This window comes from Chryseobacterium sp. D764 (genome assembly GCF_019317325.1).
Lineage (GTDB): Bacteria > Bacteroidota > Bacteroidia > Flavobacteriales > Weeksellaceae > Chryseobacterium.
Genome location: NZ_CP079219.1, coordinates 4,692,424 through 4,716,589 on the forward strand (window position 1 = coordinate 4,692,424; position 24,166 = coordinate 4,716,589).

Genomic DNA, 24,166 nt, shown 5'->3' on the forward strand with positions numbered 1-24,166 from the left:
TAAAAAGGTAAAAATGAAAAATATATTAATCGTACTCGGAATCATTCTGGGTATAGCAGTTTTTGCTGCAGGATCCGGGCTTTTTAAGAACACGAAGCCCAATGAAGTGGAAGTAAAAAAAGAAAATGAGAAAATTATGGATAGTAAAAACGTTAAAGAGATTTATTTTGCAGGGGGATGTTTCTGGGGAACAGAGCATTTTTTTCAACAGATTCGTGGAGTTGTAGGAACAGATGTAGGCTATGCCAACGGAAATACCCAAAATCCTACTTATGAAGAGGTGGTAAGCCATACAACAGGTTTTGCTGAAACCGTGAAAGTGAAGTATGACCCTGAGCAGGTAGATCTGAAACTGTTAATTGACCTTTATTTTAAAACCATTGACCCTACCAGCAAAGATCAGCAGGGAAATGACAGAGGAAACCAATACAGAACCGGAATCTATTTTACCAACAAAACAGATGAAGCTATTGTAAAAGATGAAGTTCAGAAACTGGCGAAAAACTATAATAAACCTTTATTGGTAGAAACTATTCCATTGAAAAATTTCTACAGAGCAGAAGATTATCACCAGGATTATCTGGATAAAAATCCGGGCGGTTACTGCCACATTGAACCGGGACTTTTTGAAATGGCTAAAAAAGCCAATCCGCTTCCAAAGCCAGCCTACCAAAAACAGGATAAGAAAGTTTTAAAAGAAAAACTGACTGCCGAACAATATAATGTTACGCAGGAAAATGGTACAGAAAGACCTTTTCAGAATGAATACTGGAATGAAACCCGTGAAGGAATTTATGTAGATATTACCACAGGAGAACCTTTGTTTATTTCTACAGATAAGTTTGAGTCCGGCTGTGGATGGCCAAGTTTCTCAAAACCGATTACAAAGGCTTTGATTGATGAAAAAATGGATCGTACCCACGGAATGACCAGAGTGGAAGTAAGAAGTAAAACCGGTGATGCCCATTTAGGACATGTCTTTACAGATGGGCCACAGGATAAAGGAGGACTTCGCTACTGTATCAACAGTGCTTCGCTGAAATTTATTCCAAAAGCTGAAATGGAAAGTAAAGGATACGGAAAATATCTTCCGTTGTTAGATAAAAAGTAATGTGAAAGGAAGGCTGCCAGATGGCAGCCTTTTTATTTTTGAATTAATGATGTAATTGAAATCTTTCTTTGATGCTGAGCATAGAGATATTTAGAAATATTAGAAATCCGAAAATGATATAAAAAGATTGTTGGGGAACATAATTGATAAAACTTTCAGGTTGTATTAAATTCAAGGTTTGCTTCTTTTTGTAATCGCTCATACCACCTACTGTTCCGCCACAAATAGGACGAATTTCTTTTTGCAGATCTTTATATTCATGAAGAGCAAAAAAATGCCCTGTCTTTTCCATATCGAGACAAAAGACTTCCTGCTTGGAAAGTGTCATCGCATCCATTAAAGCAATAAAATCCTGATAACTATTATCATCATTGATGATAAATTCTATTCCGGATTCTTTCTCATTTCTTGCCTGAAGCTTTTTAAGTTCTGAGACATACAATTTTTGATTTTGCAGAGCCATATTAGGGAAGACAATTATCTTTTTATAATTCCAATTTCTGTAAGGCTCAAAAGTATTATTAAAAGTTCTATTGGGTCTGACTTTCGACGGAAGTCCAAGATCCATTACGCTATATGGTAGATGAACCCTCTGATTTCCAAAATACCAGAATAGAATAGGAATCAGTAGGGCACTGATCAATCCCGGAAAATAGTATATCTTTTTCATGGCTGGTTTTTGACAATACTGAATGAAAATATTAAGCCAAAAAAAGTGATCCGAAAACGAACCACTTAAAAAATAATCTTTAAATATTTTTAATTATTCAATCTTTAAATTCTAAACATTAAGATCTACCAATCCCTTTTTCTCAAAATCCAGTACGATCCAAATATGAATAGGACAGACCAAACCAGACAAGCAATAAGGCTTTCTGTAGGGTAGTGGAATTCATATTTTACACCCATCATTTTGACCATATTTAATCTCATCATAGGATTAGGAATAAGGCTGGACATACTTTCCAACGGCAAAAGATGCGTGATAAAAAAGTCATTCTGAAGAACTTCATTTCTTTGCGGCCCCTGCATTCCTCTTACTTTAGAGAAAACTTCAACAGCTGTTAAAATTCCTTCCCCAATCCAGAAGACAAAAAGGGCAAGAAATACAAACACCGATTTTCTCAGTAAAATGGAAAGAAACATTAAGAAACAGAAGAACGTAAACAGTTTTACAAAGTAATTTCCAATGAAGAAGATCTCAACAAAAACTTTTGCTGATTCTTTTGTATTTGAATATTGATAACCAAGAAATATAGTGATACCCAATACAATCACCGTAGAAACAATGGTGAAAATACTTATCGTCAGCAGTTTTGAAGTGATAAATTCTTTTCTGCTCAATCCATCAATCGTATTCTGCTTGAACATTCTGTTGCTGAATTCCTGTGAAATAGAGAAGACAATAATCAGTCCCAGAAAAATTTTCAGTAAAGCGACAATCCATGTGGTGAAGTTCCAGATTTCCGGAAAATTATAAATTCCCTGCTCTTTTAAATTAATGGTTCCTCCAAAAATATCAAAATCAACCAATCCGATGAAAAGCAAAGCAATAAGAATGGCGAAATAAAGTATCGTAAAAACCTTAAACGGCTTATAGTTCAGATTTTTGTAGTATTCCAGTTTTAATAATTTTATCATGACTAATTGGTGTTTTTTACAAGTTCAAGGAATTGTGATTCAAGAGATAGTTTTTTCTTGGCCAAATGAGATAAGAAAATCCCTTTTTCCGCCAGCTTCTGATTCAGTGCTGAAGCTGAAATTGACACATCATCACGGATCTGGGCTTTAATATAATCCCTGTCCTGATTGACGAAGCTAAACCACGGTAATTCGTTCAATGTATTGAAAAGTAATATGTTATTATCAGCTTTCAGTTCAAAATATCCGTTGTTGGAAGTCATTTCATCTACTCTTCCACAGTAGATGGAGTTTCCTTCTTTCAATACAATGACATGGCTGCAGATTTTTTCAATTTCATCCAAAAGGTGGCTGGCAATAATAATCGTGATTCCCTGCTTGGCAATATCGCTGATGATCTCTCTGATCTGAATAATTCCTTCCGGATCCAGTCCGTTGGTCGGTTCATCCAATATCATTACTTCAGGGTTGTTCAGCATAGCTGAAGCGATGGCAAGACGTTGTTTCATTCCCAGAGAAAAGGTTTTGAAGGTATCTTTTCTTCTTTCATACAGATTCACGGTTTTCAAAACTTCATCAATCCTTGAATAGGGAGCATTTTTAATTTCTGCTACAATTTTAAGATTGGTTTCTGCACTTAGATAAGGATAAAAGTTGGGCTGTTCGATAATCGCTCCTATCTTTTTTAAAGTTTCTGGATTTGTTCCTTTTTTGCCGAACCAGAACCAGTCTCCGCTGGTAGGATTGATGGTGGAAAGCAGCATTCCGAAAGTGGTGGATTTTCCACTTCCATTGGGACCCAAAAGCCCATACACGTTTCCTTTTTCAACATCAAAAGAAATATTGTTGACGACAACTCTTTTGAATTTCTTTGTCAAATTTTTTACTGATAAAATCTTTTCCATGTAATTTGTTTTACATAGTAGTAGTCTATATAAATTAGATAATGTTACAGAATTATCATAAATCAATGTCAATTTATTTGTAAATACATTAAATTTGATAGAATTAATCAATACTTATGAAGCTAATTGAACTGGCAGAAGAACTGAATGTTTCTGCAGAAGCCATAAAACAGTTTATACAGGATTTCGATCTTGAATTGGTAGACTGTGTCAGTACGAATTTTGAAGTAAAAGAAGATTTTGAAAAATTTGCCCGCGAAAACGTAGACTTTTTAAGATTATACGAAAAAGATCTGGACAAAAATAAAACGCTGGAGCAGATTGCCAAAGTTATCAATCAGCCTAAAGACAAGGTAGAAAAGGTGATTAAAGATAACAACCTCAATATTTTTGATAATGGTTTTTTCAAATCTTCTATATCAAGTTATGGAATTGATAACAAATTAGGCGGAAACTATAAGTTTGTCTATGATTATTTCGGAAGTAAAACCAGCCTTCAGCAAAGAGATTTCATAGGATACAGAGATCTGTTTTTTTATACATCTACTGTTCTGGAACCCTTCCTGAACCCACAGCAGATCAAAGATTGGGGGATCAACAAGCCTGCAGGAATTATTTTGTATGGCCCTCCGGGAAGCGGTAAGATATTTTGGGCGAATAAGATTGCTGAAATTATTGGCTATCAGTTTAAAGAAGTCAAAAAACACTATTTGGGAACTTCGCTGATTGACGGAAATGAAATCAACTTCAGTGATTTTCTATTAAATATGATGAAGGAAAACAAAATGCTGCTCTTTATGGATGATTTTGATGAAATTATGATGCAGAGAAGAGCAGAAACAGATGTTGCTTCCTGTAATCTTGAAGCTCAGGAGCTTATCCTTCATTATATCGGAAAATTTGAAAAAGAAGGTGTTCTGATGGTGGGTTCTGCCAATTCAGTTTCAGAAATTGACGAAGAAATTCTTGCTCCGGGAAGATTTGATGTCATGATCCCGATCTTTCCTCCCAATGCTTCAGAACGATCAGAAATCATTTTATATGCCATGACCAGAGGATTGGAAGAAGATTCTTTGCTTTATAAAATACTTAAAAACAACAAAGCAGATAAAATCCCTTTCTGGCATGAAATATCTTCAAAGATGAAAGCCTTCAGCAATACGATGCTGATAGATTTTACCCAAAGTTTAAAGAAAAGAATTAAAAATCTTTATCAAAGAACCAGAAATGAGAAGCTGAAAATTGATCAGAATCTTTTGAGTGGAGCGTTAAGGGATGCAGGTTCCAAGCTTACTGAAGAATATCTTGATCAGGTGGCCCGGTTCTTAGCCGATGCCATTATCAATAATTTTGATGATTTTAAATTTAGGATTCAGGCATTGAAGAGCGAACTGGAAACCTACAGAGTTGTTGAAGAACCACAGAGAGCTATCGGATTTCAGCATAATGACGAGGAGAAAGACAAAGGGTAAGGAAATTCAAAGTTTAAGGTTCAAGGTTTAGAGTTTAAAGTTTTGCATTCATAAATATATTTTACATTTTACAAAAAATTACTCATCACTCATGAACAGCATCTGGGAACTGGATACTTTCTACAGGAAAAGAGATATCATTATCATTGGTTCCGGGTTTTCCGGGCTCTGGACAGCTATATCCATTAAGGAGAAGTATCCTGAAAAATCTGTTCTTATCATTGAACGGAATGCTATTCCACTGGGTGCTTCAACGAGGAATGCCGGGTTTGCCTGTTTCGGAAGCTTTACCGAAGTCATTGCAGATTCACAGAAAATGGGTTGGGAAAAAACTCTGGAGCTTGTTAAAATGAGATTTGAGGGTCTTCAGAAAATTCAACATTATTTCAAAAATGATGAAATTGATTTTGAACGTAATGGAGGCTATGAAGTTTTAAATAGCGAAGAACCTTTATCCCATATGGATTCCATCAATGAAAAGCTGAAAGTAATAACTGGTCTGGATCAAACATATAGTCTGAAACAGGATAAAATACAGCAATTCGGGTTGGGGAAATCTGCATTTCTGATTGAAAATCCTTGTGAAGGAAGTCTGCATTCGGGAAAGCTGTTGCAGAAGCTTTTGGAAAAATGTCATGAGCTGAAGGTAGAATTCTTATTCGGAAAAGAGGTTGAAAATATTGAAGAAAGACCCCTTGAGGTTGAGATTCGTCTTTCCGGTGATATTTCTGTAAAAGCAGATAAAATGATCTATTGCACCAATGCATTCACCTCCAGATTCCTGGGAAAAGAAAATATCATTCCAGCCCGTGGACAAATTCTTCTGACAGAGCCCATAGAAAGATTGAAGTTGAAAGGAACTTTTCACTATGATGAAGGGTATTATTATTTCAGGAATGTAGGAAACCGGGTTCTGTTGGGTGGTGGAAGAAATCAGGATTTTAAGACAGAAGAAACAACGGCTTTTGAAACGACAGAATTTCTGCAAAATCATTTGGAAAACTTTTTAAAAGAAGTCATACTTCCTTATACAGATTTTAAAATAGCACTTCGCTGGTCAGGAATCATGGCCATGGGTTCGGAAAAGACTCCTATTGTAAAACAGCTTTCAGAAAGACAGTTTTGTGCAGTAAGACTTTCAGGAATGGGAGTTGCCCTGGCTCCTAAGATTGGTGAGATAATGGCTGATATTATTTAAAATAAAGAGGTGTATCAATCTCCAATCCGAACTCAAAACTTGAAACCCGGAACTTTAAACTCAAAACGCTCCACTCTAAAAGAATTCCTTATTTTTGCAAAAAGAAAAATTCGTGATTAACAACGACCAGATAAAAGAAGTTCAATCCAGGATTGAAGACTTACACAGATACCTTCAGATTGAAAAAAAGAAGATAGAAATTGCCAATGATGATGAGAAAACAGCAGCACCTGAATTTTGGGACAACCCGAAAACTGCTGAAGCATTCTTAAAGCAGCTTCGTTCCAAGAAAAAATGGGTGGAAGGTTATGATGAAATTCAGACACAGTTTGAAGATATACAGGTCTTAGTGGATTTTGCTAAGGAAGATCCGGATTCTGAAAAGGAACTGGATGAGACATTTCCGCAATTGGTTGAAAAAATTGAGGACCTTGAATTCAAAAATATGCTTTCCAACGAAGGGGATGAGCTTTCTGCTGTTCTTCAGATCACAGCTGGAGCTGGAGGTACAGAAAGCTGCGACTGGGCAGCTATGCTGATGAGAATGTATACAATGTGGGCAGAAAAACAAGGATATAAAATCCGTGAGCTGAACTTTCAGGAGGGTGATGTAGCCGGTGTGAAGACGGTTACCCTGGAAATTGAAGGAGAATTTGCTTTTGGATATTTAAGAGGTGAAAATGGAGTACACCGTTTGGTAAGAATTTCGCCCTTTGACAGTAATGCGAAACGTCATACCAGCTTTGTTTCCGTATATGTTTATCCTTTAGTAGATGATACGATCGAAATTAATATTAACCCTGCCGATATATCTTTTGAAACGATGAGGTCTTCCGGAGCAGGAGGGCAGAACGTAAACAAGGTAGAAACCGCTGTACGTCTTCGTCACGCACCAACCGGAATTATCATTGAAAACTCAGAATCCCGTTCCCAGCTTCAGAATAAAGAAAAAGCCATGCAGCTCCTTCGTTCAAGACTCTATGAGATGGAATTGGAAGAGCGTATGAAGGCAAGAAATGAGATAGAAGCCAACAAAATGAAAATCGAGTGGGGAAGCCAGATCCGAAATTACGTAATGCATCCTTACAAACTCGTGAAAGATGTACGCTCAGGTCATGAAACTTCAGATGTGGATGCCGTAATGAATGGGAATCTTACCCCATTCTTAAAAGCATTTCTAATGGCCGATGGGACGGCCGTTTCAGATGATGACCTCGACTTATAAAAATCATGTCTGAATTTTAGTTAAAATCTTATAATTAATTTTTGTTTCAGACATTTTAGACCTATTTTTGTTGTTCATCGATATTTATGGAAGATTTCAATAGCTGGAAGGATTTATTAAACCCGGAGTTTTATATTAAAATGGGAGGGTTTTGGCTTATTTTGTTTATTGTATTTGCTGAAACAGGACTTTTTGTAGGGTTTTTCCTGCCAGGAGATTCACTTTTGTTCGTTTCAGGGATTTATGCCGTTGAAATCATCAAAGAGACTTTTGGCTCTACGGGCAGTGATTTCTTAGATACTACATTATTGGCTTCAGGAGTAGCTCTTGCTGCTATTATTGGAAATGAGGTAGGATATTATTTTGGAAGGAAGGCAGGACCTGCTTTATATAAAAGACCGGATTCAATGCTTTTCAAGAAAAAATACCTTTACCAGGCTCATGATTTCTTTGAAAAACATGGGGCATTAGCAATTATTATGGCTAGATTCTTACCTGTTGTAAGAACTTTTACCCCAATTGTAGCAGGGATTGTAAAGATGGACAAAAAGGAATTTTTAAGAGATAATGTTATTGGTGCCGTGTTATGGTCATTTATTTTGATCTTTGCCGGACATTATCTGGATAAACTGTTTATGGAACAGTTTGGAATCAACTTAAAAGAAAAACTTGAATATATCATCATCGTAATTGTATTGGTAACAACACTTCCGGTAATCTTCAAGTTTGTTTTCGGAAAAAAAGAAGATCTTTCTAAAAAATACGAGGACCAGGACTTTAAATAATAAATAATTCAATCAAAAAATATCAAGCCATCTCAGAAATGAGGTGGCTTTTATGTATCTAGTAATGTTTTTTTAACACGCAAAGCTCACAATGTTATTATCATGCTCTGCTACTTTTCGCTCGTAAGGGCGTTTCACTTAGCTAAGTAATCTGCCTCGCTGAACGAAGTGTCTTAGCAAACAATAAAATAATGAGCTTCAAGATTCCTTTGCATTCATAGCGTCTTTGTTAAATACATCTACTATTCAAAGATTAATTTTTTGTACTGGGTATTTAAAGATTCTTTGCATTAAAGAGATTATTTTTTGATCCATTCCAGAATGTTGGGATAGATAATGCTGTCTCTTTTTCTTTTACTGAATAATCTTGGTACATGGCCTGCTCCTTTCATGAAGATAAACTTGTGTGGAATATTCATTTGGGTAAGAGCTGAGTCCATCGCAATTCCCTGGTGCTGATTGACCAGGAAGTCATTGTTACCCTGAAACAACAAGGTAGGAACATTGGTAATATTGGCTATAGGGCTGGCTTCCTTAAAGGCTTCAGACACATTTTTCCGGTCAAATTTACTGCCTACTACCTTTTGAATAGTTGGAGAAGCATATTTGGAATAGAAAGATTTAAGATATCCAGAACTGTAGAAATCTGTAGGTCCGCTTAGAGAAATAATTTTTTTGATCTGATCAGAATGCTGATATCCGTAAAGCAGCGCCAAATGTCCACCGGCACTTTCTCCCAGAAGAATATAATTGTTGGGCAGAAGTTCTGCTTTTTCTGTTAAAGAATTGAATTTTTCAATCACCAGACCAATATCCTCAACCTGCTGTTTGTAAGTGATTTTTTTCTTTTCAGAAACCAATCTGTAATTCATGCTGATACTCGGAATTCTGTTTTCAAAAAGCATTTTCTGAATCTGTATCATATGCTCTTTTTTGCCTAAAGTCCAGGCTCCGCCATGAATGATAAGAACTACAGGAGAATCTTCAGCATAATCTTTGGGAAGAAAGATATCCATTTTCTGCCTTTTATGTTCACCATATTTCAAATTGTAAATTTTCTGCTGGCCTCCCGGGCCTACCCAGACTCTGAACCTTGTATTGCAGGACTGCAGCAGAAAACCGAAGCATCCCATCACAAAAAAATGATACCTGAGAATGAGCTTTTTCATACTTAAATTTACAAAAAAAATCTATGGATTATGACACAATCAATGCGTGATTATAACTTTTCTGCTGTTTTTGACGAAAGTCCTTTTTTAATTGTAATAACATCTTTTTCTCCCTTTTTTAAAATAAAAGAAATTTCGGTATCATCATCCTGCAGGAAAAATAGATCCTCTTTTTCAGCCAGCATTTTTACTTTAGGATCTTTATTGTTTTGTATAAAAAGCTGACCGTTTTCGTATAGAATATGAATCACGCTGTTATCGGCAAGCTGATAATCACCAACGTATTTTTTAAGTATATCAGCACTTAACACAGCTTCCTTCTTTGGTTGTGGAAGAGTGTAAGGCTGTTCTAAAAGAGCTGCTAAAATAGTGTTGCCTGCTTTCTCCAGTTTTTTACTTGTGATATTGTTCAAAAGAATAATGCATAGATCATCTTCAGGAAGCATAGCAAAATAACTTGTAGAACCCTCTATATTTCCACCATGGTTAATGAGTTTTTTCCCATAAAGATCATCAATAAACCAACCGTAGCCATAGCCGCTCAAAAAAGGTGTTGTCGCTTTTTTAAATGCTTCTTTAGAAACAATTTTATAATCTCTCAATCCCATATAGTAATTGTACAGGTCTTCAACGGTACTGTAGATCTGCCCTGCAGGACCGGTTAATGTGGAATTCCATACTTCGGTTTTTTCCTGTCTTGTTTTTGAAATATAAGAATAGGGAACTGTTTTATATGGACTTTTCAAACCTAAATAATTAAAGCCTGTGTGACTCATCTTTAGAGGATTCAAGATGATTTTTCTTACTGCATCTTCATAAGAAAGCCCTGTTATTTTCTCAATAATAATTCCAAGGAGAATATATCCTGAATTGGTATACGAGAATTGGGTTCCGGGTTCAAAATCCAAGGGCTCATTTTTAAAAAAAGAAAGCTCTTTATTTTTGGCTATAGATTTTCCGGTGTGAAGCAGGCTGAAATATTCTTTATTTCGTAATACTTCATAAATTCCCGAGGTGTGGGTAAGGAGATGTTCAATGGTGATTTCATTTCCTCTCGGATAATCGGGAATAAACTTTGAAACAGGATCTTTAACAGAAAGTTTGCCCTCTTCACTTAGTTTTACAATGATTAAGGCAGTGAAAGATTTGGTTAAAGAAGCAATCTGATAAACACTTTGGTCCTGATTGAGTATCTTTTTTTCTGCATCCTGCCAACCGTAAGATCTTTCGAAAATGTTTTTATTCTGATAATGGATCAACGCAGTTCCATTAAATTTATTAATTGCAGCATAGGCTTTTATAATGCTGTCTATTTCTTCTTTTTTCTTTTCCTGATTAAAACCGCTTAGATGAGCTTGTGTCTGGGCTTCTGAAGTGGAACAGAATGTACTGAACAGATAAAACAAACATCCTAAAGCTAAAATATGAAATTGACGTTGCATAGATATCAGGTTTTAAAAACGATTAAAATAAGCTTAATATTGATAGTGTACAATTTTGTGTCTGTTAAGGGTTTGAAATCATATCTCGCAGAAATGTCAGAGATTATTTCGGCTATTGTCTAGGGTTATAAGTTTTCAGCATAGCGGCTCAGAGAATTATTGTATCTGGGCAAATGTTTTGAAATTGCTTTCAATACTATAGACAGTGCTTCTTTGGGCTCTCCTGCTGAAGAAAGGGACAGCGCTAAAAAAGAGTCTACAGCATCATTCAGTTCATCAGAATAATTAGCTTTTTCTTCCCTTAAAATATGAATACTTTCTTCCAGTTTTCCATTATTTCTTAAAGTACTTGCCAGCTGGATTCTTGCTCTTCTTCTTCGTAAACCGTCGAGCCCTTTATCTAATGCGGATCTGTATAAAGGTTCCGCTTCCTTTTCATGTCCGGTGGAGTCAAAAGCGCAGGCTCTTTCAAAATCAGCAATAGCCTGGAAATCCGTTAGTAATTCTACATGATTTTTAATTTGGTGAATAAACTCTTCATTGCCTATTGTTCCAAGTTTTAGCCATATACTTTTTAATTGGGTTTCCCAGTTTTCATCCATCGGATAGATTTTAAACAAAGATATAAAATATTGAAAGTAGAGCATTACTTAATCATTCTTATAATTTTCAAAATTATTGTCAGATTATGAATCCAAAAACGGAATTAAATATTTATTTTTGCTGAACTTAACAAAGATTAAAAAATTATTAAAATATGGCATCAGGCTTTTTTGCAATTTTAGATGATATTGCAGCATTGATGGATGATGTAGCAGTTACCAGTAAGATTGCTACCCAAAAGACAGCAGGGATTTTAGGAGATGACCTTGCTGTAAATGCAGAAAAAGCCACTGGCTTTCTTTCTTCAAGAGAACTTCCAGTTTTATGGGCAATTACAAAAGGTTCTTTTATTAACAAACTGATCATTCTGCCTATTGTTTTTTTACTCAATTGGTTGTATGCTCCGGCTATTAATTATGTATTGATCCTTGGAGGATTATATCTGGCTTTTGAAGGCGTTGAAAAAGTAATAGAATTTCTTTTTCACCGTGACAAAAAGGGTCATGAAGTTATAGAGGAAATTGTAGAAGATGAAAAAAGTTCTGAAGAAATAGAAAAAGAGAAAGTAAAGTCGGCCATTACAACGGATTTTATTTTATCAATCGAGATTGTTATTATTGCATTAGGAACCGTATTGGAAGAAAGTCATCCTTTCATTACGCAGATTTTAGTAACGAGTTTGGTTGCATTTATTGCGACGGTTGGAGTTTATGGAATTGTAGCTTTGATCGTAAGAATGGATGATGCAGGATTTAAATTAATAAAGAAAAGTAATGATAAAGGCTTTTTTGGGAGGCTTGGGCATGTATTAGTGAAGGCTTTACCTATTGTTATTAAAATATTAGGAGTTGTCGGAACAATTGCTTTAATAATGGTTGCTGGTGGAATTTTTCTACATAGGATTGAATTTTTTCATGGCGTACTTCCAACCTGGCCAGATGTTTTGAAAGAACTTACGCTTGGACTTGTTGGTGGGTTAGCAGCGGTTGCCATATTTACTTTAGGAAAAGGGATTTACTCTCTGGCAATAAAAAAATAAAACAGAATTAGAATTAAATAACCAAAAAATCCTGTGCTTGAGAGAGTGCAGGATTTTTTATTAATAGATGTGGAGAATTTATCGTTTGATATATTAAAAATTATACTCGCATTTTTTGTATAGGCATTTGCTGAGATTCTTATCCTTTATTAAGTTATAGTTTTTGCAGCAACCTTATTTTATTTTCAACCCATTTATATAGGCTAATTTAATTGTATCAGCTCCGTGAAATTCAGAATAATTGAGATCAATTTCATTTTCTGTTTTTAGTTTCTCGTAAAGTTTAAGAATATTTCCTTTATATGGGCAATTGTTTACAAAATTATTTAGAAAAACTTCAGCAGTATCTTTTTCAGAAAAACATAAAAGGAAGTCTAAAGGAGAAATAGAATTCTCTGACCATTGATTAAACTTTGTTCCATTGTTTTTTAGAAATTCGACAGCAATTTCCTTAGAATTAAAAATTTTGAAAATTGGGAGGATGTATTTTTCTATATTTTCTGTAATTTCAATAATTGATTTTTCATAAGATAACCCTGCTAAATTCCATTGTTTCCAATTATTATACGGAGTTAAATAACCTATCTGATTTCCAAAAATTAATCCCTGAGAATATTCATTTTTAGTTTGCTCTGTCTGCCATTTCTTTAAAATTTTAGAATAGATAGCAATATGGGGAAGGGTCTGAACGGATGAAGAATCATTCCTAAAACTGGACTGAAAATAAATCTCAAAATAGATATCTTTATCAAGGGAAACTTTTTTAAGCCTTTGTCCTTTTTCAAGTGTTTTGAAACCATCCAGCTGAGTGGCAATTTCATTGCAGGCATTTAAAAATATTGTTCTTGTATCCATTTGTTTCTGATAGTATTTTGAATAAATCCAATTGAGGAGCAAAAATAAAAAAATAAAAGAGCATAAAAAAAAGAGACTTAAAAAAGTCTCTTTTATATATTAATTGAATAAATCTTTTACTTTATCAAAAAAAGTTTTTTCCTTTCCGGATGGTTCTGCAACCATTTCTCCGCTGGACATCTGCTTTTCAAAGAAATCTTTCTGTTCTTTAGTAAGCTTTTGTGGCGTCCATACATTGATGTGGATAAACATGTCTCCTTTTCCGTAGCTGTCGATACTTGGAAGTCCTTTTCCAGCCAATCTTAAGATCTTTCCGGATTGAGTTCCCGGATCAACGGTAATTTTTACTTTTCCTCCAACAGTAGGAATTTCTTTTTTAGTTCCTAAAGCAGCCTCAGCAAAAGAAACATACAGTTCCTGGTGAAGATTATCGCCTTCTCTTTTGATGATTTGATCTACTTCCTCTTCAATGATTACCAATAAGTCTCCCGGAATTCCACCAAATGGTGCGTCATTTCCTTTTCCTCTTACATTAAGCTGGATACCGTCTCTCGCTCCTGCAGGGATATTGATCGTGATTTCCTCTTCATCTTTGATAAGACCTTGTGCATTGGCTCCTGCAGGAATCTTGTCAGCAACTTTTCCAATTCCCTGGCAAGTACTACACGTTGTTTGAGTCTGCATTTGACCAAACATGGTATTCATTACTTTAAGCTGAACACCGGAACCGTTACAGGTAGGACATGTTTTTGAAGTGGCACCTTCTGCCATCTTCATTTTTTTTACTTTAATGGTTTTCTGAGTTCCGTTTACCATTTCCTCAAGGTTCAGCTTGATTCTGATTCTTAAATTAGAACCTTTCACCTGCTGACGGCCTCCACCGCCGCCACCGAATCCTCCGAAACCACCACCGAAAATATCTCCAAACTGACTGAAAATATCCTCCATGTTCATTCCGCCTCCGAAGCCTCCGCCTCCAAATCCGCCGTTTCCTCCTACTCCGGCATGACCGAACTGGTCATATCTTGCACGTTTCTGATCGTCGCTTAGAACCTCGTAAGCTTCAGCGGCTTCTTTAAACTTTTCTTCAGCCTCTTTATCACCAGGATTTTTATCCGGGTGAAATTTGATAGCCATTTTACGGTATGCTTTTTTTATTTCATCGGCCGATGCAGATTTGCTGATCTCAAGAACCTCGTAATAATCTCTTTTTGACATGACAATTTTATAATTGATTGTTGATAAATGATAAAAGATATTGTAAAGCTAATAAGTGAAACATTCATCAATTATCACTCACCATTTATCATTTATTAATTTTAATTTCCTGTTACTACTTTTGCAAAACGGATTACTTTATCACCTAAAGTATATCCCGTTTCAATAACGTCTACGATTTTTCCTTTCAAATCTTCTGATGGAGCAGGGATCTGAGTAATCGCTTCATGGAAATCAACATTAAAGCTGTCACCAGCTCTTACTTCCATTGTTTGTAAGCCTTTTTCGGTAAGTTTATTTTTGAATTTCTGATAGATCAGTTCCACCCCTTGAAGGTCAGCCGGATTTCCGTTTTTAGCGATTTCCTTTAATGCTCTTTCAAAATCATCTAAAACCCCTAACATTGAAACCATCATCTCCTGATTAGCATACTGGAAGAATTCCATCTTCTCTTTGCTTGTTCTTTTTTTATAGTTTTCGAATTCAGCATACAATCTGATGTAACGGTCTTTTTCTTCTGCCAAAAGTTCCTCCGGCGAAGGTGCTGCTGTCACATTGTCCTGAGATGTTGCGTCATTCTGAACATTGTTTTCTTCCTGATTATTGATGCTTTCTTCGTTAATATCCTGGTTTTCCATAATTCAATATTTATTTACTGATTGTTTGACAAAGAGCCTGCCAAATCCAAAATCTGGACATTAAGGCAGAAAAATGCATGATGATGAATAGTGAATAAATCAATCCGCTTCGCTTGTGAATTTGTTGTAGTGTGAAATTAAAAATTGACCATTGACCATTGACCATTCACTTAATAATGCCCAATAGTCAATTTAAAAACTATCGTTGTATTTTTTATTCTCCCATAAACGTTTGATACAAAAGGTACAGGTTTAAAACAATGATAATAATGGAAATGGCCCACACGCAGATTTTAAGAAACGGGTTGTTGACAAATTCTCCCATTTTCGCTTTATCATTGGTAAACATAACCAAAGGGACAACAGCAAAACTCAGCTGCATAGATAGAATTACCTGGCTTAAAACCAATAACTCTGTTGTTCCCTGTTCACCATAAAGAATAGCAACAATAAGAGCCGGAATGACGGCAATAAGTCTTGTGATTAGCCTTCTTAGCCACGGTTTTAATCTGATATTTAAAAAACCTTCCATTACGATCTGTCCCGCAAGAGTTCCTGTTAATGTAGAGTTTTGTCCGGATGCCAATAAAGCAATAGCAAACGCAATACTTGCCATGGAAGCTCCCAGAATAGGGGTCAGCATTTTATAGGCATCATGGATATCTGCAACATGTTCGTTTCCTGTTGTATGGAATGTGGCTGCTGCCAGAATAAGTATTGCGGCATTAATGAAGAATGCCAGCATCAATGAAACAGTGCTGTCCAGGGTCGCAAACTTTATGGCCTCTTTTTTTCCTTCTGTATCCCGGGTATAATCTCTGGTCTGTACAATGCTGCTGTGCAGATACAGGTTGTGGGGCATTACTGTAGCTCCTAAGATCCCGATGGCAATATAAAGCATTGCGGGATTCTGAATGATTTCTTTTTGAGGAACCAATCCTCCCAGAATTTCATTGAAAGCAGGCTTAGAAATAACAATTTCATAGACAAAACAGGCCAGAATAATGAATATAAGACCTCCTACAATACTTTCAATCCATCGGAAACCTTTGGCCTGAAGTAAGAGAATAATTAAAACATCCACTGTGGTAATGACAATTCCCCAGGTCAGCGGAATATGAAATAACAGGTTTAATGCTATGGCGGAACCAATGACCTCGGCGAGATCACAGGCCGCAATGGCTATTTCACAAAATACCCAGAGAATAAAATTGGTGGTAGGGCTGAAGTGATCCCTGCAGGCCTGTGCAAGATCTCTTTCAGCAACAACTCCGAGTTTCACGGATAGATGCTGTAGAACCATCGCAAAAATGTTGGAAATAAGAATTACGGATAGCAGGGTATACCCAAACTGAGCTCCTCCGGCGATATCCGTAGCCCAGTTTCCCGGATCCATATATCCTACGGCAATCATCAGTCCCGGTCCTGCAAATGCAAGATATTTCCTCCAAAAATTTGCATTTTTAGGAACTTTGATCGATGAATAAACCTCTGATAAGGAATGAGATGTTTTATCTTTTCGCCAGGCGTTTTTTATATTGAAATTCATAAATGTTAGAAATGACTAACAAATTTAATTAAATAAATGTAAACAGAGAAATCATGGCATAAAAAAATCCCGGAAATTGCTTTCCGGGATCTAATTTTTATTGAATCTAAAGATTATTTTGCAAATCTTACAGACATTTTTCTATCAGCAGCTCTTTCTGCGTCAGAAGCTTTTGCGTCTACTTTAGCAAATTTGCTTCCATAACCTTCTGCTTCTAAAACCTGAGCTCCAACTCCAGCTTTTGCTAAAGCTGCTTTAATAAATTCAGCTCTGGCTTTTGATAATTTTACGTTTGAAGCTTCGTTTCCTGTTTTATCAGTGTAACCACCGATTTTGATTTTTGCATCAGGGAAAGCTTTAAGGATAGCCACTAAGTTATCCAACTGTCCTTGTGAACCTGCTTCAAGTTCAGTCGAACTTCCCATTTTGAAATTAACATGGTCGAAATCGTACCATTTATCTTTCAATGCTGAATCATCAGCTGCATTTTTGTAAGCTCCGGATTTCAGGAAAGTAATCATCTGATCCTCCATACCGCCTTTATAACCTTTTAACATCACACCATTAAGATCAATGTTTTCATCGGTTTTAGCAGTAGCCGGAACAGGTGTTGCAGTTCCTGTTGTAGCTGTATCTGCAGTAGAACTTGTTGTTGCTGAGTCAGACGTACTGGTAGTTGTGGTAGTCGTCTGTTTTTTCTCGCACTGTTTCCATAAGAAATATCCGGCTGCCAATAACAGTAAAAGCGGAAGCAGCCATTTCCAGATGGAGCCTCCGCCTTGATTATTGTTATTATTATCGTTAAATTGTTCTCTTATTTCTCTTGCTCCTTCAGAAACATTTTCTCTTGCTGTAGCAACACCTTCTGCGATGTTATCTTTAGCAGTAGAAGTTACCGAAGAAACTGTTTCTTTCGCCTGGCCAAACCAATTTTCAGCTCCTAATCCAAAGGAAGCCAAAGAAAGACCTGCTGGCAATAAGGAAGAAATAATGCCTTTCTGATCGTTCAGCAAGCTGGAAATACCTGAAGCACCTAAATTATTGTCTGCCGCATATTTTCCAACCGTGCCTACCGTAGCTCCAGTCACCAGGTTTAACAAAGAACCTGCAGAGGTATTGCTTACTCCTGAAAAACTGGCAATGGAATTTACCAATCCGCTTATTTTATCTCCAAAAATTGAAGACAACAAGTTAGAAATAATAGGGTTGCTAGATGAACCACCTAATAAATTTCCTAAAATTCCACTTGAAGAGGCTTGTGTAATAGCTTCCACAACGCCAGGCTTATCTGCACTATTGGCTAATCCACCTACTACAGCAGGTAATAATCCACCAATTGCTTTAGAAATACCGGATTCACTTTCTCCAAACTGCGAAGCAGCCTGTGAAACTAAAGCGGGACCTAATTGTCCTTTAATTAAATCAATGACATTTAAAGACATAATAATAAATTTTTTTGATTAATGTTGAGATAAATTTAAACAAAAATCCGTCCAAATGTCACTTTTTTTTGAATATTTCTTTAAAAATTAACGATTTTTTTCTAAATCATTAAAATTTTTAATAAGCTTTTGCGAATAATACACGTCTCTTAGAAGGTTTTCCTGAAATCAAAGACATTCCTTCTTCTATATCATCATCTAAAGGAATACATCTGATTGTTGCCTTTGTTTCATCCTTGATCTGTTCCTCTTCTTCAGCCGTACCATCCCAGTGAGCATAGATGAAACCTCCTTTCTCTTCCAGAACTGTTTTGAACTCTTCATAAGTATCAACTTTCGTCATATTATTTTTTCTGAATTCAAATGCTTTATTATAAAGGTCCTGCTGAATAGTTTTTAATAACTCTTCAATATAAGAATCCAGACCTTCAATAGAACGAACTTCTTTCGTCAGATTATCTCTTCTCGCGATTTCCACAGATTTATTTTCCAGATCTCTTGGTCCCATTGCGATTCTAACAGGAACTCCTTTCAATTCATATTCTGCAAATTTCCATCCTGGTTTGTTCTGAGTATCATTATCAAATTTCACAGAAATACCTTTAGCTCTCAGTTTAGCCTGAATATCCAAAGCTACTTCACTGATTTGCTCTAGCTGCTCTTCTCCTTTAAAGATCGGAACAATCACTACCTGAATAGGTGCCAGAGTAGGTGGCAATACCAATCCGAAATCATCAGAGTGCGTCATAATCAAAGCTCCCATCAAACGAGTTGATGTTCCCCATGATGTAGCCCATGCATGTTCTATTTTTCCTTCTTTATTAGTGAATTTTACGTCAAATGCTTTTGCAAAATTCTGCCCTAAGAAGTGAGATGTTCCTGCCTGTAAAGCTTTTCCATCCTGCATTAAAGCTTCAATACAATAGGTTTCATCAGCTCCTGCAAATCTTTCAGATGGAGTTTTCAACCCTTGAATTACCGGCATTGCCATAAAGTTTTCTGCAAAATCTGCATATACTTTATTCATCTTTTCTGCTTCTTCAACAGCTTCATCTTTCGTAGCGTGAGCGGTGTGGCCTTCCTGCCATAAGAATTCTGCCGTTCTTAAGAAAAGACGTGTTCTCATTTCCCAACGAACAACATTCGCCCATTGGTTGATCAATATCGGTAAGTCTCTGTAAGACTGAATCCAGTTTTTGTAGGTATTCCAGATAATTGCTTCCGAAGTAGGACGAACGATAAGTTCTTCTTCCAATTTTGCATCCGGATCCACGATCAGTTTAGATGGATTGTCCGGATCTGTTTTTAATCTGTAGTGGGTAACAACAGCACATTCTTTTGCAAAACCTTCTGCATTTTTTTCCTCAGCCTCAAACAAGCTCTTGGGCACAAAAAGCGGGAAGTATGCGTTAACGTGACCTGTTTCTTTGAATTTTCTATCCATTTCATCACGCATTTTTTCCCAGATCGCATAGCCATACGGTTTGATCACCATACATCCACGCACGCCTGAGTTTTCAGCTAAATCAGCTTTTACAACCAGCTCATTATACCATTTGCTGTAATCTTCGCTTCTTGAGGTTAATTTTGCCATTATTTTTTTTAATTTTTTTAACTTTTGTACATTATTGTTATCTAAAAATAAAAATCTATTTTTGATAGATTTTTTTACCAGTATTTTGGTACATTTTTGGTACAGATTGCAAATATAATTTAAATTAAAAATTTTTACGTTATCATGAAAAGAAATATACATAAAAATTTGCTTGGTCTGCTAAGATCCAAAGGGGTGTTGGCTATATCAGGCGGATTATTACTTGTGTCTTGTGGTGCTCAGATGGGAGGGTATAGCGAGACGGATGGGGTGTATTACGACCCCAATAAGGATACGCTACCTGAAGGAGTTATCATCAATGATAGCGGAAACAGAGTAGGAGAATACTATGACTATTATCAGGATTCCAATGTTATTCAAAATGCACAGACGAATTCCCGAGAACAGCAAAACAGATATAATGACTGGAGCAATACCAATCCGAATTGGAACTCCAACGCTACAGATTCAGACTGGGGACTTTATGCAGGTTCTCAAACCAACTATTATGACAACTCATGGGGATCTCCTTGGGGATGGTATGGTGGTTATAGCCCGTATTGGGGTTGGGGTATGAACCGTGGCTGGGGCTGGGGTGCTAGTATGTCCTGGGGGTGGGGCGGATCATTCGGCTGGGGCTGGGGAGGCTCTTACGGATGGGGAAGCCCATACTGGGGATATGGTGGATATTACGATCCATTCTGGGGCGGTTACGGAAACCCTTACTGGGGATACGGAGGCGGTTACTGGGGTGGTGGCTACTACAACAGACCAGTGTATAGAAGAAGCGGTGCTAGTGGAGGAGGATTCCAGAATACAGGTGTAGCAAACGCAGTATACAGAACCAATACGGCTAATTCAGGCTTCAGAAATACTAATGGCGGTTTCAGAAACGGAAATAATGGCGGTTTCAGAGATTCTAATTCAAATGGCGGTTTCAGAAATAGTAATGGAGGATTTAGAAACACAGATAATGGTGGCTTCAGAAATTCCAACTCAAATGGCGGTTTCAGAAATACACAGTCCAATGGTGGATTCCGTAATACAGCACCACAGACAAGACCTAACTATAATTATCAGCAACCACAGCCTAGAAACAACAATAGTGGAGGCTTCAGATCTAATGATTCAGGAGGTTTCAGATCTAGTGGCGGCTTCAACTCCGGTGGCGGCGGCTTCAGAGGCGGTTCTTCTGGCGGCGGTGGCGGAATGAGATCCGGAGGCGGAGGAAGAGGTGGATTCAGATAATTTTCAAACGAATAAACTATTAAAAAATAATGTTAAAAAAATCTTTAGTATTAATGAGTATTTCTGCTGCATTTTATGCACAGGCTCAGGATGTTTCTGTGATAAGAAATACCGTGGATGTTTACTCAAGTACTCCTATGGTGGGATCGGCTAAGTTCAATGCAATGGCTGGATCTAATGGTGCGCTAGGTGGTGATGCAAACTCTTTGCTTACCAACCCGGCAGGTTTAGGGGTAGCTATTTCAGGAGAGGTTTCAGGAACTTTATCTATTTTAGGCAATAAAAACAGCAGCTCTTTAGCTGGATCTACCATAGACTATAGCAAAACTAAGGGAGACCTTGGAAATGCAGGCGGGATCATTGCTTTCCCACTGATGACAGAAACCGGATGGAAGTTTATTAATATCGGTATTAATTTCTCCAATCAGTCTCTTGATAATGTCATTCAGTCACCGGGTAATAACAATGTTGTCTACGCCTTTGATAAAGATGATATAACCAAGGATGCTGCATTGGCAGGACATATATATGAAAGATATGGTAATCTGTCAAAGATGAGCTTTGGGGTAGGAGCCAATTATAATCATAATTTATATTTAGGGGCGGGTTTCAATTTTTTCAATGCTTCAGTTGATCAATATGATACTTTATTTTACCGAAATCTTGCCAATAATTCTACGGAAGGATTCAGTAAGCAGGATACTCCTTATACAGAAAGATCTTCAGGTTTTTCTGCTTCATTAGGGGTGATCGGAAAACTAAGTCCTAATTTCAGAGTGGGAGCATCCCTTGAGACTCCTACATTCTGGACAATAGACAGAAATTATTATTTCTATAACGATCCTGTTTACGGGGACGATATGGGTGCTGAAAACAGAAAGTTTACTTCACCGCTTAAAGCAACAGTGAGTGCTGCATTTGTAGCAAGTAAAAACTTCTCTTTGAACGTAGATTATACCCTTGGACTTACAAAGCCTGATTATAAAGTATACGGCGGTGCAGAAAGATCATTAAATGATTTCTTTAAAGAGAATTACAAAAACCTTTCTGAAGTAAGAGTAGGAGCTGAGTACAGAGTACAGCAGTTCAGACTGAGAGGAGGTTATGCTTACCAGTCAAGTCCTTTTGATGCACTTACGATCAGTAGATTTAATGATGCAGGAAGCGTAGGAGATCAATCATACAGCAACATGATGCTAAGCGATAGAAATACGCTTTCTTTCGGTATCGGGTATGATTTCAAATCTTTCTATGTAGATGCATCTTATCAGAATATCTCATCTAAGTATACTAACCCTTTTATGAGAGGATATATGGACGGAAATTCTGATTCATCTTATTATTCTGCTAACAACATTTTTGAAAGTGATGCATATGCAGCAAGTGAGGTTAAAAATAACAGAAATAATTTCTTCCTTACAGTAGGATGGAAGTTCTAAGCTTTACATAAGCTATATACAATAAAAAAGCTCCGGATTCCGGAGCTTTTTTATTTTTTAATGAGAATGGGCAACAGGATGTTGGTGGAAGAGATGCATCATTAATGCAAGTGAAACTCCTAAAACAACCAGTCCGATCTTTACCCAGTCAATATTGTGATTTTTATTGCTTTCAAAAATGATCACTGATGAAATATGAAGGAAAATTCCCCCTACGATAGCCAGAAAATAGGGCTGAAGATCAGGATTGAAATAGTTTCCTAGCAACATTCCCATTGGAGAAGCCAGAGCAAATAAGGCTACAATGAGAATAGAGGGGTACGATGAAGAACTTTTTGATTCTCCTTTTCTGTTAAATAAAAATGCTCCCAGAATAAATGAAATAGGGAGATTGTGAAACACAATTCCCCAAAGATAAGGAGACATCTCGTGTTCTTCATTGGCAAGAGGAATTCCTTCAATGAAAGCATGAATAAACAATCCTACCATTAAAGCAGCAGGAAGAATATTATGTTCATTATGATGGTGGAAATGTCCATGTTCAAAACCTTTGGTAAGAGCCTCCAGAATCATCTGTAGAAGAACTCCTGCGATTACAAATATCCCAAGATTATTGCTCCCTGCAGAAGTGTAAACCTGTGGGAAAACCTCGTTGAGACAGATTGTAATCAAAAAACCGGCACTTAGTATCAGTAGATTTTTGGCCAGTTTTTCTTTTTTACCAAAGTGTTTTCCCAGAAATACTCCTGTTATTACACTTAGAATCAGTAAAAGTACTGTTATCATTATTTTTTCTTAAATAAATTGATACAACGCGGGGAATTTTCTTTATTAAATTCATTCAGCTGATAATCTCCCCAGATTTTTATTCTTTCAAAACCACATTCCGAAGCATAGTTGTGAATAGCTTCCAATGTATGAAGCTTTACCTTTTCAAAGAAATGAAACGGCTTACCATCAGCTTCAAAACGGATATCTTTGATGACATGTCTGCCTTCGATTTTTTTCAGGATTTTAAAGTCTATATTATCGCGGGTGATTGCTGTTTCCGGTACTAAAGTATTTCTTACATATTCTTCATTCAGATAATCCAGTACAAAATATCCTCCGGGATTCAATGCATTGTAAACAGACTGGAATACCTTTTTATCATCATTTTCATTGTCAAAATACCCAAAACTTGTAAATAAATTGAATACAGCATCCATAGGGTCTGCATCAATTGGATTTCTCATATCATGAACTTCAAAAATCAAGGTTTGATTTTCATACTGTTTGTCAGACTCTATGCTTTGTCTAGAAAGGTCAAGACCCAAAACATCATACCCTAATTTATTAAGAAAAACAGAGTGTCTTCCCTTTCCGCAGGCAAGATCTATGATTTTCGACTGAGGCGGCAACTGAAGGTCCGCTGTGAGCTTTTTAATGAAGTTTTCAGCTTCAGTATAGTCTCTGTTGCTATAAAGCAAATGATAATAAGGGGTATCAAACCAAGATTCAAACCATTCCATAATGCAAAAATAACTAAATTTGTGCGGTTAAAAGCAAAGTATTTTACAACATTAAGAGATTGAAAATTTCAATTGGACAAGG

At 36.6% G+C, this 24,166-nt stretch carries 22 protein-coding genes; 8 read left to right on the forward strand and 14 right to left on the reverse strand.

Annotated features, from left to right (window positions below):
* Positions 1 to 13 precede the first annotated feature (13 nt).
* A complete protein-coding gene (gene msrB / locus KYG33_RS21405) occupies positions 14 to 1,111 on the forward strand; it encodes a peptide-methionine (R)-S-oxide reductase MsrB (protein ID WP_077415888.1) in 1,098 nt (365 codons plus the stop codon).
* 43 nt (positions 1,112 to 1,154) lie between these two features.
* On the opposite strand, the gene KYG33_RS21410 is transcribed toward msrB, so the two are convergent.
* From KYG33_RS21410 to KYG33_RS21420, 3 genes are all read right to left on the reverse strand, one after another.
* Positions 1,155 to 1,781 (reverse strand): hypothetical protein, encoded by a 627-nt coding sequence (locus tag KYG33_RS21410; protein WP_219072384.1) that lies wholly within the window; start codon positions 1,779 to 1,781, stop codon positions 1,155 to 1,157.
* Positions 1,782 to 1,906: 125 nt separating this feature from the next.
* A complete protein-coding gene (locus KYG33_RS21415) occupies positions 1,907 to 2,752 on the reverse strand; it encodes an ABC transporter permease (protein WP_219072385.1) in 846 nt (281 codons plus the stop codon).
* 2 nt (positions 2,753 to 2,754) lie between these two features.
* The gene (locus KYG33_RS21420) at positions 2,755 to 3,657 is read right to left on the reverse strand and encodes an ABC transporter ATP-binding protein (protein ID WP_077415385.1); all 903 of its coding nucleotides are present in this window, start codon (positions 3,655 to 3,657) and stop codon (positions 2,755 to 2,757) included.
* Between the two features lie 116 nt (positions 3,658 to 3,773).
* Here KYG33_RS21420 and KYG33_RS21425 point away from each other — a divergent pair, with 116 nt between their 5' ends.
* The 4 genes from KYG33_RS21425 (at position 3,774) to KYG33_RS21440 (ending at position 8,337) form a co-directional block, all read left to right on the forward strand.
* The gene (locus KYG33_RS21425) at positions 3,774 to 5,129 is read left to right on the forward strand and encodes an ATP-binding protein (RefSeq protein ID WP_077415383.1); all 1,356 of its coding nucleotides are present in this window, start codon (positions 3,774 to 3,776) and stop codon (positions 5,127 to 5,129) included.
* 91 nt (positions 5,130 to 5,220) lie between these two features.
* A complete protein-coding gene (locus tag KYG33_RS21430) occupies positions 5,221 to 6,327 on the forward strand; it encodes an NAD(P)/FAD-dependent oxidoreductase (protein ID WP_180565457.1) in 1,107 nt (368 codons plus the stop codon).
* Between the two features lie 112 nt (positions 6,328 to 6,439).
* Complete coding sequence (prfB, locus tag KYG33_RS21435) at positions 6,440 to 7,552, forward strand: peptide chain release factor 2 (RefSeq protein WP_047381300.1); 1,113 nt, start codon at positions 6,440 to 6,442, stop codon at positions 7,550 to 7,552.
* 86 nt (positions 7,553 to 7,638) lie between these two features.
* A complete protein-coding gene (locus KYG33_RS21440) occupies positions 7,639 to 8,337 on the forward strand; it encodes a DedA family protein (protein WP_077415379.1) in 699 nt (232 codons plus the stop codon).
* 299 nt (positions 8,338 to 8,636) lie between these two features.
* Here the strand turns inward: KYG33_RS21440 and KYG33_RS21445 are convergent, their stop codons facing one another.
* The 3 genes from KYG33_RS21445 to KYG33_RS21455 all read right to left on the reverse strand — a co-directional run bounded on the left by KYG33_RS21445 (position 8,637) and on the right by KYG33_RS21455 (position 11,550).
* Entirely contained in the window at positions 8,637 to 9,506 is an 870-nt protein-coding gene (locus KYG33_RS21445; protein ID WP_077415377.1) for an alpha/beta hydrolase, read from the reverse strand.
* Positions 9,507 to 9,556: 50 nt separating this feature from the next.
* Positions 9,557 to 10,948 (reverse strand): serine hydrolase, encoded by a 1,392-nt coding sequence (locus KYG33_RS21450; RefSeq protein ID WP_219072386.1) that lies wholly within the window; start codon positions 10,946 to 10,948, stop codon positions 9,557 to 9,559.
* 125 nt (positions 10,949 to 11,073) lie between these two features.
* The gene (locus tag KYG33_RS21455; protein ID WP_257468861.1) at positions 11,074 to 11,550 is read right to left on the reverse strand and encodes a tetratricopeptide repeat protein; all 477 of its coding nucleotides are present in this window, start codon (positions 11,548 to 11,550) and stop codon (positions 11,074 to 11,076) included.
* A 155-nt stretch (positions 11,551 to 11,705) separates the two neighbouring features.
* Here KYG33_RS21455 and KYG33_RS21460 point away from each other — a divergent pair, with 155 nt between their 5' ends.
* The gene (locus tag KYG33_RS21460; RefSeq protein WP_180565460.1) at positions 11,706 to 12,590 is read left to right on the forward strand and encodes a DUF808 family protein; all 885 of its coding nucleotides are present in this window, start codon (positions 11,706 to 11,708) and stop codon (positions 12,588 to 12,590) included.
* Between the two features lie 174 nt (positions 12,591 to 12,764).
* On the opposite strand, the gene KYG33_RS21465 is transcribed toward KYG33_RS21460, so the two are convergent.
* From KYG33_RS21465 to proS, 6 genes are all read right to left on the reverse strand, one after another.
* Complete coding sequence (locus KYG33_RS21465) at positions 12,765 to 13,445, reverse strand: DUF4304 domain-containing protein (protein WP_219072388.1); 681 nt, start codon at positions 13,443 to 13,445, stop codon at positions 12,765 to 12,767.
* Between the two features lie 99 nt (positions 13,446 to 13,544).
* On the reverse strand, positions 13,545 to 14,663 hold the full coding sequence (gene dnaJ, locus KYG33_RS21470; RefSeq protein WP_077415369.1) for a molecular chaperone DnaJ: 1,119 nt from the start codon (positions 14,661 to 14,663) through the stop codon (positions 13,545 to 13,547).
* 101 nt (positions 14,664 to 14,764) lie between these two features.
* Entirely contained in the window at positions 14,765 to 15,304 is a 540-nt protein-coding gene (locus KYG33_RS21475) for a nucleotide exchange factor GrpE (RefSeq protein WP_374200551.1), read from the reverse strand.
* A 211-nt stretch (positions 15,305 to 15,515) separates the two neighbouring features.
* Positions 15,516 to 16,850, reverse strand: a complete 1,335-nt coding sequence (locus KYG33_RS21480) for an Nramp family divalent metal transporter (protein ID WP_219072389.1) — start codon at positions 16,848 to 16,850, stop codon at positions 15,516 to 15,518.
* 113 nt (positions 16,851 to 16,963) lie between these two features.
* Positions 16,964 to 18,292: an OmpA family protein gene (locus tag KYG33_RS21485; protein WP_077415367.1), complete on the reverse strand. Its 1,329-nt coding sequence runs from the start codon at positions 18,290 to 18,292 to the stop codon at positions 16,964 to 16,966.
* Positions 18,293 to 18,410: 118 nt separating this feature from the next.
* Positions 18,411 to 19,886, reverse strand: coding sequence for a proline--tRNA ligase (gene proS, locus KYG33_RS21490; RefSeq protein WP_077415886.1), 1,476 nt, complete (start codon positions 19,884 to 19,886; stop codon positions 18,411 to 18,413).
* Positions 19,887 to 20,030: 144 nt separating this feature from the next.
* Between proS and KYG33_RS21495 the strand changes: the two genes are divergently transcribed.
* Positions 20,031 to 21,134: a prolyl-tRNA synthetase gene (locus KYG33_RS21495; RefSeq protein ID WP_077415365.1), complete on the forward strand. Its 1,104-nt coding sequence runs from the start codon at positions 20,031 to 20,033 to the stop codon at positions 21,132 to 21,134.
* Positions 21,135 to 21,163: 29 nt separating this feature from the next.
* On the forward strand, positions 21,164 to 22,573 hold the full coding sequence (locus KYG33_RS21500) for an OmpP1/FadL family transporter (protein WP_180565464.1): 1,410 nt from the start codon (positions 21,164 to 21,166) through the stop codon (positions 22,571 to 22,573).
* 57 nt (positions 22,574 to 22,630) lie between these two features.
* Here KYG33_RS21500 and KYG33_RS21505 read toward each other — a convergent pair whose 3' ends face one another.
* Together KYG33_RS21505 and KYG33_RS21510 are read right to left on the reverse strand one after the other, a co-directional pair.
* Positions 22,631 to 23,356, reverse strand: a complete 726-nt coding sequence (locus KYG33_RS21505) for a ZIP family metal transporter (RefSeq protein WP_219073278.1) — start codon at positions 23,354 to 23,356, stop codon at positions 22,631 to 22,633.
* Between the two features lie 2 nt (positions 23,357 to 23,358).
* Positions 23,359 to 24,084 (reverse strand): class I SAM-dependent DNA methyltransferase, encoded by a 726-nt coding sequence (locus KYG33_RS21510; protein ID WP_219072390.1) that lies wholly within the window; start codon positions 24,082 to 24,084, stop codon positions 23,359 to 23,361.
* Positions 24,085 to 24,166: the final 82 nt, after the last annotated feature.